Origin of the sequence: Lentzea sp. NPDC060358, assembly GCF_042725365.1 — a bacterium.
Taxonomy (GTDB): Bacteria; Actinomycetota; Actinomycetes; order Mycobacteriales; family Pseudonocardiaceae; genus Lentzea.
On sequence record NZ_JBHXCW010000260.1, the window covers coordinates 1 to 10,343 of the forward strand.

Annotated in this window: 10 protein-coding genes; 4 read left to right on the forward strand and 6 right to left on the reverse strand. The window is 70.6% G+C overall.

Features of this window, described 5'->3' with window-relative positions; genetic code table 11:
• The 6 genes from ACFWGZ_RS35040 to ACFWGZ_RS35065 all read right to left on the reverse strand — a co-directional run.
• Positions 1–1,602: AMP-binding protein (locus tag ACFWGZ_RS35040; protein ID WP_382455881.1), on the reverse strand; the 1,602-nt coding region annotated here is incomplete at its 3' end.
• A 186-nt stretch (positions 1,603–1,788) separates the two neighbouring features.
• On the reverse strand, positions 1,789–2,487 hold the full coding sequence (locus ACFWGZ_RS35045) for a FadR/GntR family transcriptional regulator (protein WP_382455882.1): 699 nt from the start codon (positions 2,485–2,487) through the stop codon (positions 1,789–1,791).
• Positions 2,488–2,490: 3 nt separating this feature from the next.
• On the reverse strand, positions 2,491–3,258 hold the full coding sequence (locus ACFWGZ_RS35050; protein WP_382455883.1) for a 3-oxoacyl-ACP reductase: 768 nt from the start codon (positions 3,256–3,258) through the stop codon (positions 2,491–2,493).
• Between the two features lie 17 nt (positions 3,259–3,275).
• Positions 3,276–4,628 carry an aldehyde dehydrogenase family protein gene (locus ACFWGZ_RS35055; protein ID WP_382455884.1) on the reverse strand — a complete coding sequence of 451 codons (1,353 nt, stop codon included), beginning with the start codon at positions 4,626–4,628 and terminating at the stop codon, positions 3,276–3,278.
• Complete coding sequence (locus ACFWGZ_RS35060) at positions 4,625–5,317, reverse strand: gamma-glutamyl-gamma-aminobutyrate hydrolase family protein (RefSeq protein WP_382455885.1); 693 nt, start codon at positions 5,315–5,317, stop codon at positions 4,625–4,627. The genes ACFWGZ_RS35055 and ACFWGZ_RS35060 overlap by 4 nt, the downstream gene beginning before the upstream one ends.
• Positions 5,304–6,644 (reverse strand): glutamine synthetase family protein, encoded by a 1,341-nt coding sequence (locus ACFWGZ_RS35065; protein WP_382455886.1) that lies wholly within the window; start codon positions 6,642–6,644, stop codon positions 5,304–5,306. The genes ACFWGZ_RS35060 and ACFWGZ_RS35065 overlap by 14 nt, the downstream gene beginning before the upstream one ends.
• 110 nt (positions 6,645–6,754) lie before the next feature.
• On the opposite strand from ACFWGZ_RS35065, the gene eat reads away from it, so the two are divergent.
• From eat to ACFWGZ_RS35085, 4 genes are all read left to right on the forward strand, one after another.
• A complete protein-coding gene (gene eat, locus ACFWGZ_RS35070; RefSeq protein ID WP_382455887.1) occupies positions 6,755–8,179 on the forward strand; it encodes an ethanolamine permease in 1,425 nt (474 codons plus the stop codon).
• 90 nt (positions 8,180–8,269) lie between these two features.
• Positions 8,270–9,133 (forward strand): 3-hydroxybutyryl-CoA dehydrogenase, encoded by an 864-nt coding sequence (locus ACFWGZ_RS35075; RefSeq protein ID WP_382455888.1) that lies wholly within the window; start codon positions 8,270–8,272, stop codon positions 9,131–9,133.
• Positions 9,130–9,495, forward strand: a complete 366-nt coding sequence (locus tag ACFWGZ_RS35080) for a hypothetical protein (protein WP_382455889.1) — start codon at positions 9,130–9,132, stop codon at positions 9,493–9,495. Before ACFWGZ_RS35075 ends, ACFWGZ_RS35080 begins: the two co-directional genes overlap by 4 nt.
• A 49-nt stretch (positions 9,496–9,544) precedes the next feature.
• A complete protein-coding gene (locus tag ACFWGZ_RS35085) occupies positions 9,545–10,330 on the forward strand; it encodes a hypothetical protein (RefSeq protein WP_382455890.1) in 786 nt (261 codons plus the stop codon).
• Positions 10,331–10,343: the final 13 nt, after the last annotated feature.

Genomic DNA, 10,343 nt, shown 5'->3' on the forward strand with positions numbered 1-10,343 from the left:
CCGCAGCACCTTGCCCGTCGCGTTGCGCGGCAGCTTCGGCACGACCACGACCTCGCGCGGCACCTTGTGCCGCGCCAGCCTGGTCCGCACGAACTCGCGCAGCTCCCTTACGTCGATCCGCGTGCCCGCGACCGGCACGACGAACGCGCGCAGCCGTTGGCCGTACTCGGGGTCCGGCACGCCGAGCACCGCCGCGTCGCGCACGCGGTAGTGCGTCATCAGCAGGTTCTCGACCTCGACCGGGTAGACGTTCTCGCCGCCGGACACGATCATGTCGTCCTCGCGGCCGTCGAAGTACAGCCGGCCGCTGGGGTCGAAGTGGCCGAGGTCGCCGGTCGCGACCAGCCCGTCGATCGAGTCCTTCTGCGTGCCGTCGGTGTAGAGGTCGACGGTGAGCGAGCCGCGCACGTAGATCCGGCCCGTCACGAACGACCGCGTGATGCGGTTCCCGTCCTCGTCGTAGAGGCGCACGGTGCAGTTGTGCGGCGGCAGGCCGACGCTCGACGGCGCGGCGGCCAGGTCCTCCGGCGTGGCGACGGTGGCGACCGCGACTTCCGTTGAGCCGTAGAGGTTGTAGAGCACCGGGCCCAGCACGGCCATGGTGCGCTGCACGAGGTCCGGCGCGATCGGCGAGCCCGAGGAGAACACGACGTTCAGGTGAGCCAGGTCGAACGAGCCGATCACCGAGCGGTCCAGCTCCATGATCCGCTGCAGCATCGTCGGCACCAGCACGAGCGTCGTGCACCGCTGGCCCTGCACCGACCACAGCGTCTTGCGCGGGTCGAACCGGCGGTGCAGCACCGCGCGCGAGCCCAGCGACATCGCGAGCGTCAGGTGCGAGTAGCCGACCGAGTGGAAGATCGGGGCGGCGATGAACGTCGACTCGTTCGCCGCCATCGGGATGCGGTCGAGGAAGTCCGACGCCGTCAGCACCGACTTGATCTCGCGCGCGGTGCCCTTGGGCGTGCCGGTGGTCCCGGACGTCAGCTGGATGACCACACCGGGTTCGCGCGGCGGTTCGAGCTCGCCCCGCGGCGCCTTCGCGACCAGCTGGTCCAGCGTCGGCGTGCGGCGGTCCAGCCCGTCGCGCGACCACGCGAGCCACCGCGGGATCGACGGCGGCAGCTGGTGGAACAGCGGCGTGAACTCCTCGTCGTGGACGACGAGCGAGGCCCGTTCGCGCTGCAGCAGGTCGAGGACGACGGGCGCGCCGAAGCCCGTGTTCACGAGCAGCACCCGCACGCCGAGCTTCGCGCACGCCAGCAGCGACTCGACCATCCCGCGGTGGTTGCGGCACATCAGCGCGACGATGTGGGTGTGCTGCACGCCGAGCGAGCGCAGGCCCTGCGCGATCGCGGTGGACCGCCGGTCGAGCTGCCGGTACGTCATCGACCCGCGGTCGTCGACGAGCGCGACGCCGTCGGGGTTGAGCCGCACGGACCGGCGCAGCGCCGCGACGTTCGGCCCCCAGACCTTGACCTCTCTGAGCGCCTGCAGGGACATCTGCACGTTCGTCAGGCTCACCAAGCCCGCGGCGGACAAGACGCGGAGTGAGTGCACCCGGCCCACGGCGTCGCGGAACACCTTGCGCAACCCTGGCATCAACAGCTCCTCGCGCTGCAAGTCCCCGAGGTGTTCGGACGGTAACTGTCCGCAAGCCCCACGCCAAGTGCTGCGCCGCGCGGATCGGGCATGACAACCGGACAATCACGGGTGCAAACGTTTGCATGTTACCTGGCCCCAGGCGTCCATCGTCGCACATTGCTGCGAATGACGGAGTCTGACCGGTCAGACCAGGAACCCGCGCAGCAGCGACGCCGTGCCGTCGAGGTGCTCGGCCATGGCCTGCCGCGCCGAGGCCGGGTCTCCGTCCAAAATGGAGGTGATGATGCGCTCGTGCTGGGCGTTGGAGTGCGCGAGGTTCGGTTCGAGCAGCGGGATGGCGTCCAGCAGCTCGTTGGCGCGCATCCGCGAGCCGGCGACGGCGGCGGTGAGCGCGGCGGACCCGGTGGCCTCGGCGATCGCGAGGTGCAGCCGCGAGTCCTTGCGCCGGTACTCGGCGAGCGGCGAGGTGGCGGCCTCGTCGAGGCGGGCGCGCAGCCCGCGGCGTTCGGCGGGGCCCAGCGACCGGCCCGCCGCCGTCTCCGCGGCGCCCGTCTCCAGGACCTTGCGCAGCGTCAGCACGTCGTGCAGGTCGCCGAAGTCCTTGCCGGGGGCGGGCACGGGGAGCACGGTGTTGACGAACGTGCCGCCGTAGCGGCCCCGCCGCGACTCGACGTAGTCGTTCTCCTGCAACGACCTGATGGCCTCGCGCACGGTCACCCTGCTCACGCCGAGCCGGGTGGCCAGGTCCCGTTCGGACGGCAGCCGCTCCCCCGGCGCGACGACGCCGAGCCGGATGGACTGCATGAGCCGTTCGACGGTCTCCTCGAACGCGTTGCCCGCCCGCACGGGGCGGAACAACGCGTCCTGCGCGTGCTCGACCATGGTCTAGAGCGGCGTCACGTACGCGCCGGCGATGCCGCCGTCCACGAGGAAGTTCGACGCCGTCATGAACGACGAGTCGTCGGAGGCCAGGAACGCGACCGCGGCGGCGATCTCCTCGGGTTCGGCGAACCGGCCCAGCGGCACGTGCACGAGCCGGCGCGCGGCCCGTTCCGGGTCCTTCGCGAAGAGCTCCCGCAGCAACGGCGTGTTGACCGGGCCGGGCGACAGGGCGTTGACGCGGATGCCCTCGCGCGCGAACTGGACGCCCAGCTCCCGCGACATCGCGAGCACGCCGCCCTTCGACGCCGTGTAGGAGATCTGCGACGTCGCCGCGCCCATCGTCGCGACGAACGACGCGGTGTTGATGATCGAGCCCTTGCCGTTGGCCTGCATGTGCGGGATGGCGTACTTGCAACACAAATAAACCGACGTGAGGTTCACCTTCTGCACGCGGTCCCACGCCTCGATGCCCGTGGTGAGGATCGAGTCGTCGTCGGGCGGCGAGATGCCGGCGTTGTTGAACGCGATGTCCAGCTTGCCGTAGGTGTCCACAGTGGTCTGGAAGAGCGCCTTGACCTGTTCCTCGTCGGTCACGTCGACCTGGACGAACAGCCCGTGCACCTCGTCCGCGGCCGCCTTGCCCGTCTCCTGCCCGACGTCCGCGACGACGACCTTCGCGCCCTCGCTCGCGAACCTGCGCACGGTCGCGAGGCCGATGCCGCTGCCGCCACCCGTCACGACGGCCACGCGGCCCTCGAGTCGCTGCACCATGTCTTTGTCTCCTTGGATCAGGTTGCGATGAAGACGTTCTTGACCTCGGTGAACGCGCCGAGCGCGTCCGGTCCGAGCTCGCGGCCGAGACCGGACTGCTTCACGCCGCCGAACGGCGTCCAGTAGCGGACGGACGAATGCGAGTTCACCGAGAGGTTTCCGGCTTCCACCGCCCGTGACACCCGGATCGCGCGTCCGACGTCGTTCGTCCAGATGGAACCGGACAGGCCGTACTCCGAGTCGTGCGCGATCCGGATCGCGTCCGCCTCGTCGGTGAACGGCAGCACGACGACGACCGGCCCGAAGATCTCCTCGGTGACCGTCACGTGGTCGTAGGCGGGTGTGAGCACCGTGGGCGGGAACCAGAAACCCGGTCCGTCGGGTGCCGAACCGCGGAACGCGACATCGGTGTCGTCTGGGACGTAAGACGCCACCTTCCCGAGGTGCGCCGCGCTGATGAGCGGTCCCATCTCGGTGGCCTCGTCGCCGGGGTCACCGACCTTCACGCCCTTCACGGCGGGTTCGAGCAGGTCCATGAACCGGTCGTAGACGCTCGCCTGCACGAGGATCCGCGACCGGGCGCAGCAGTCCTGGCCGGCGTTGTCGAACACCCCGTACGGCGCGGTGGCCGCCGCCTTCTCGAGGTCGGAGTCGGCGAAGACGATGTTCGCCGACTTGCCGCCCAGCTCCAGGGTCACCCGCTTCACCTGGTCCGCGCAGCCCGCCATGATCTGCTTGCCGACCTCGGTCGAGCCGGTGAAGACCACCTTGCGCACCAACGGGTGCGTGACGAACCGGTGGCCGACGACGCTGCCCTTGCCCGGCAGCACCTGGAACACGCCCTCCGGGATGCCCGCCTCCAGCGCGAGCTCGCCGAGCCGGATCGCCGTCAGCGGCGTGACCTCCGCGGGCTTGAGCACGACCGTGTTGCCCGCGGCGAGCGCCGGCGCGAAGCCCCAGCCGGCGATCGGCATCGGGAAGTTCCACGGCACGATCACGCCGACGACGCCGAGCGGTTCGCAGAAGGTGACGTCGAGTCCGCCCGCGACCGGGATCTGCTTGCCGAACAACCGTTCCGGCGCCGCCGAGTAGTACTGCAGGACGTCGCGGACGTTGCCCGCCTCCCACCGCGCGTTGCCGATGGTGTGGCCGGAGTTCTCGACCTCGAGCCGCGCCAGCTCCTCGGTGTGGGCGTCGACGGCCTCCGCGAACCGGCGCAGCAACCGGGCGCGGTCGCCGGGGGCGACGGCGCGCCAGCTCTCGAACGCCTTCTGCGCCCGGCCGATCGCCGCGTCCGTGTCGCCGAGAGTGGTGTGCGGGACGGACCGCACGACCTTCTCGGTGGCCGGGTTGATGACGTCGAAGGTCACGCTCTTCTCCTTGAAACGTCGACGAGTGCCTCGAACAGCCTCAGGTCCTCGATGTCCTGCTCCGGGTGCGACTGCACGCCGACGACGAACCGCGCGCCCTCCAGTTCCACGGCCTCGGCCGTCCCGTCGGGGGCCCGCGCGGTGACCCGAAGACCGTCCGCGATCCGGTCGAGCGACTGGTGGTGGTGGCACTGGACGGTCGTGGTGTCGCCGAGGATGCCGTGCAGCGCGGTGCCGTGCGCGACCGCGATCTCGGTGTGCTCGAAGACGGTGGGCGCCGGGTTGTGGCCCTCGACGTGCTGGTGCAGCGTGCCGCCGAGCGCCACGTTGAGCACCTGCATGCCCCGGCACACGCCGAGCAGCGGCAGGTCGAGCTTCAGCGCGGCGCCGACCAGCGCGAACTCGGCCTCGTCGCGGGCAGGGTGCGCCTCGCCGGTCCTCTCGTCCCGCTGCGCGCCGTACGCGGCGGGGTCGATGTCGGCGCCGCCCGCGATCACCAGGCCGTCGAGGAACGCGATCGTCTCGGCGTTCCAGGCGCCGACCGGCGGCAGCATGACGGGGTTGCCGCCCGCCTGCACGACGCAGTCGAGGTAGCCGCGGTAGAGCACCGCGGCCTCCACGTCCCAGTGGCCGAAGCGCGTGCGCTCCAGGTAGGTGCTGATGCCGATCAGCGGCCTAGAGGCGCTCAAACCCGCGCACCTTCTCCCAGTCCGTGACCGCCGCGTCGAACGCCGTCAGCTCGACCTTCGCGGCGTTGAGGTAGTGGTCGACGACCTCCTCGCCGAACGCCGACCGCGCGATCTCGCTGGCGGCCAGCAGGCCGGCCGCCTCCCGCAGCGTGGCCGGCACGGTCTCGCGGTCCGAGGCGTAGGCGTTGCCGACGAACTCGTCCTCGAGCTCCAGCTCCTGCTCGACGCCGTGCAGGCCGGCCGCGATCAGCGCCGCCACCGCGAGGTACGGGTTCACGTCGCCGCCGGGCACCCGGTTCTCGAAGCGCAGCCCCTGCCCGTGGCCGACGACGCGCAGCGCGCACGTGCGGTTGTCGTGGCCCCACGCCACCGCGGTCGGCGCGAACGAGCCCTGCACGTACCGCTTGTAGGAGTTGATGTTCGGCGCGAGGAAGCAGGTGAACTCGCGCAGCGCGGCGAGCTGGCCCGCGAGGAAGTGCTTCATCAGCTTCGACATGCCGCGCCCCTCGGCGAAGACGGGCTCGCCGTCCTTCGAGCGCAACGACAGGTGGATGTGGCAGGAGTTGCCCTCACGCTCGTTGTACTTCGCCATGAACGTGAGCGACTTGCCCTGCTGCGCCGCGATCTCCTTGGCGCCGTTCTTGTAGATGGCGTGCTGGTCGCACGTGCGCAGCGCCGTCGTGTAGCGGAACGCGATCTCGTGCTGGCCGGGGTTGCACTCGCCCTTGGCCGACTCGACGACCATGCCCGCGCCCGTCATGCCGTTGCGGATGGCCCGCAGCAACGGCTCGACGCGCGCGGTGCCGAGCAGCGAGTAGTCGACGTTGTACTGGTTGGACGGCGTGAGGCCGCGGTAGCCGGAGTTCCAGGCCTGCTCGTAGGTGTCGTCGAAGACGATGAACTCGAGCTCGGTGCCCACGTACGCCTCGAGGCCCAGCTCGCTCAGCCGGTCGAGCTGCTTGCGCAGGACCTGCCGCGGCGAGGCGACGACCGGGTCGCCGTTCTCCCAGACGACGTCGCACATGACCAGCGCGGTGCCCTCCTGCCACGGCACCCTGCGCAGCGTCGCGACGTCCGGCTTCATGACGAAGTCGCCGTACCCGCGCTCCCAGCTCGACATCGCGAAGCCGCTGACGGGGTTCATCTCGACGTCGACGGCGAGGAGGTAGTTGCAGCCCTCGGCGGAGTGCCCGAGGACCTCGTCGAGGAAGTACCGCGCGGCGCACCGCTTGCCCTGCAGACGGCCCTGCATGTCCACGATCGCGACCAGGACGGTGTCGATCTCCCCCGCGTCCACGGCCTCGCGCAACTCCTCGACGGTCAGCATCCCGCGTTCCTCCAAAGGTCTGTCTGCGAGCCATTGGCGGCACCATCTTGACACCGCATGGTGACGAGCGCCACCCTCAACCACTGCTCAAAGGACTACTAGGAGTCCATATGGCGAAGCACGTCGAGTACGAGAAGGTGAGCAGCGACTACCTCGAGAACCGCCAGCTGAAAAGGGGTGCGGCGGGCTGGGTCCTGCTGGCCGGGCTGGGTGTCTCGTACGTGATCTCCGGCGACTTCGCCGGGTGGAACTTCGGCCTCGCCCAGGGCGGCTGGGGCGGCCTGCTGATCGCCACGGTCCTGATGGCGACGATGTACACGTGCATGGTGTTCGGTCTCGCCGAACTGGCCTCCGCACTGCCCGTGGCAGGCGCGGGCTACGGGTTCGCGAGGCGCGCGCTCGGCCCGCTGGGCGGGTACGCGACAGGCATCGCCATTTTGATCGAGTACGCCATCGCACCCGCGGCGATCTCGGTGTTCATCGGCGACTACGTCAAGGCGCTCGGCCTGCTCGACGCCACCTGGCCGGTGTACCTGGCGTGCTACGTGGTCTTCGTGGGCATCCACCTCTGGGGCGTCGGCGAGGCCCTGCGGGTGATGTTCGTGATCACCGGCATCGCGGTCGTGGCCCTCGTCGCGTTCGTGGCGGGCATGATCCCGAAGTTCTCCACCGACAAGCTGTTCGACATCGGCGACGGCTCGTTCCTGCCGATGGGCGTGACGGGCGCGTGGGGCGCGGTCGTGTTCGCGATCTGGTTCTTCCTCGCGGTCGAAGGGGTTCCGCTCGCCGCGGAGGAGGCGCGCGATCCCAAGCGGGACATGCCGCGCGGCATCATCGCCGCGATGGTGACCCTGCTGGTGTTCGCGGCGGCGATCCTGCTGGTCGCCCCCGGCGGCGCGGGCGCGAAGGCGCTGGAGGCCTCCGGCAACCCGTTGCCCGAGGCGGTGCGCGCGGCCTACGGCGGCGACACGTTCCTGGCGCAGCTGGTGAACTACGTCGGCCTCGCCGGACTCGTGGCGTCGTTCTTCTCGATCATCTACGCCTACTCGCGCCAGCTCTTCGCGCTGTCGCGCGCGGGCTACCTGCCGCGGTGGCTGTCGAAGACCGGCCGCCGCAAGACGCCCTACCTCGCCCTGATCGTGCCCGGCACCATCGGGTTCGTGCTGGCGACGGTGATGAAGACCGTCGACCCCGTCACCGGCGGGGCGCGCCTGATCAACATCGCGGTGTTCGGCGCGGCGCTGTCGTACGTGCTGATGATGGTGTCGCACATCGTCCTGCGCCGCACGGCACCGGACCTGCCGCGGCCGTACCGGACCCCCGGCGGCGTGGTGACCACCGGCGTGGCCCTGGTGCTCGCGGTGGCCGCGGTGATCGCGACGTTCTTCGTGGACGAGGTCGCGGCCGCCGTCACGGCCGGGATCGTGGTGGTGGCGGTCGGGTACTACTGGTTCTACAGCCGGCACCACCTCGTGGCGAACGCCCCGGAAGAGGAGTTCGCGGCGATCGCCAAGGCGGAGGCGGAGCTCGACTGACGGGTGTGCGGCGGCACGGGCCTCGCCGCCCGTGCCGCCCGGCCCGAGGACCCGACCCGCCTTCCAGCAGGTCGTGGCAGGATCGGGCCCGTGAGTGACATTCAACGTGTGGGAGTCGTCGGTTCCGGCCTCATGGGCTCCGGAATCGCCGAGGTGAGCGCCCGGGCCGGTCTCGACGTCATCGTCGTCGAGGTCAACGCGGGCGCGGCCGAGGCGGCGCAGGGGCGGATCGCCTCCTCGCTCGCCCGAGGCGTCAAGTCCGGCAAGCTCAGCGAGGAGGACCGCGAGGCCTCCCTCGGGCGCATCCGGTTCACCACGGACATCGGCGACTTCGCCGACCGGCAGTTCGTGGTCGAGGCCGTCGCCGAGAACGAGCAGGTCAAGACCGAGGTCTTCGCCTCCCTCGACAAGGTCGTGCAGGACGAGGCCGCCATCTTCGCGTCCAACACGTCGTCCATCCCGATCATGAAGCTCGGCATGGCCACCAGCCGGCCCGAGCAGGTCATCGGCGTGCACTTCTTCAACCCGGTGCCCGTCCTGAAGCTGGTCGAGATCGTGCCGTCGCTGCTGACCGGCGCCACCACGCAGGACCGCGCCGAGGCGTTCGTGCGCGACACCCTGCACAAGGAGGTCATCCGCTCGCAGGACCGCGCCGGTTTCGTGGTCAACGCGCTGCTGATCCCCTACCTGCTCTCGTCGATCCGCATGCTCGAGTCGGGCTTCGCCTCGGCCGACGACATCGACAACGGCATGGTGCTCGGCTGCGCCCACCCGATGGGCCCGCTGCGCCTCACCGACCTGATCGGCCTCGACACCACGAAGGCCATCGCCGAGTCGATGTACGACGAGTTCAAGGAGCCGCTGTACTCCCCGCCGCCGCTGCTGCTGCGCATGGTGGACGCGGGACTGCTGGGCAAGAAGTCGGGCCGCGGGTTCCACAACTACGCGAAATGACCTGGACCCTCGACGGCGACCACCTCGCGGCGGACGAGGTGGTCGCGCGGCTGCGCGCCAGGATCGCCGGCGGTCACCTGGAGACGTGGCTGTCCGCCGAGTCCGGCCGGCGGCTCGCGTTCGTCACGAACACCGAGCGCGCGATGGTCATGCTCCTCGAGGAGCCCGGGGACGCGGGCGAGCACGCCACCGATCCCGGCGCGGACGAGTGGAGCGACGGCTTCGTCCTGTCCAACGGGCAGAACGACGAGTACCCCGGCGCCGACACCGTGCCGCTCGACCGGGCGCTGGGCATCGTCGAGCACCTCGTCGCCCAGGGCACCTGGCCGGAGAACGCGCACCACGTCAGCGACCGCGGCTGATCGGCACGACCGCTGGACCCCGCGGCGGCGGGCCCGAGATGATGATCAGGTGCTGGCCGACATCGCAAGCAACGTCATCGCGAACATCGTGTTCTGGCTCGGTCTCGGCCTCGCGGCCGCCGCCACCGTGCGGGTGGGGCAGCGGCGCTTCCGCCGGTTCTTCGGGCTGGACGCGAACCAGCAGCTCGCGGTGTGCCTGTCGAACACCTGGAACGCGGAGACCAGCGCACGGCCGCGGGGCTACTCGGTCTCGCTGCACGAGCTGCGGGCCGCGGAAGCCGTCACGCGGCTGTTCGGGTCGGCGTCGTTCCGCCTGCCCGACCTGGTCCGGGGCCTCGTCGACGCGATCTACCTCGGCGGGCACCGCTACGACTTCCACATGACCGTCAGCCCCGCGCCGGCCGACGACCCGAAGCGCTTCGCCGAGCTCGGCGGCAACCTCGTCGTGGTCGGGGCGGCCGCGCGCAACGGCGTCCGCGGGCTCTACCTGGACGAGAACCTGGTGAACCTGCGCCTCGGCACCGAGGCCGGGGCCGACGAGCGGTTCGTCGAGGTGCTCGGCGGCGCCGACGTCGGCAGGCGGATCACCTCGGACAGCCTGGAACTGGCCGTCGTCGAACGGGTCCACGACGCCGCGCGGGGCACGACGGTGGTGTTCTGCCTCGGCCGCCACGGCGACACGACGTGGGCCGCCACCGAGTACCTGGTGCGCAACTGGCGCGGCCTCGAGAAGGAGTTCGGCGACCGGCCGTTCGCGCTGTGCCTGGGGTTCCAGGACCTCGGCTACGGCTACGACTACCGCCCTCCGCGGCGCCTGGACGTGCTGCGCGGGTGACGCAGCACGTCCA

Bases quoted from the DNA above. Each gene is read 5' to 3' on its own strand.
- ACFWGZ_RS35045 (WP_382455882.1), bottom strand. From the start codon at position 2,487: ATGGTCGAGCACGCGCAGGACGCGTTGTTCCGCCCCGTGCGGGCGGGC.
- ACFWGZ_RS35050 (WP_382455883.1), bottom strand. From the start codon at position 3,258: ATGGTGCAGCGACTCGAGGGCCGCGTGGCCGTCGTGACGGGTGGCGGC.
- ACFWGZ_RS35065 (WP_382455886.1), bottom strand. From the start codon at position 6,644: ATGCTGACCGTCGAGGAGTTGCGCGAGGCCGTGGACGCGGGGGAGATC.
- eat (WP_382455887.1), top strand. From the start codon at position 6,755: ATGGCGAAGCACGTCGAGTACGAGAAGGTGAGCAGCGACTACCTCGAG.
- ACFWGZ_RS35080 (WP_382455889.1), top strand. From the start codon at position 9,130: ATGACCTGGACCCTCGACGGCGACCACCTCGCGGCGGACGAGGTGGTC.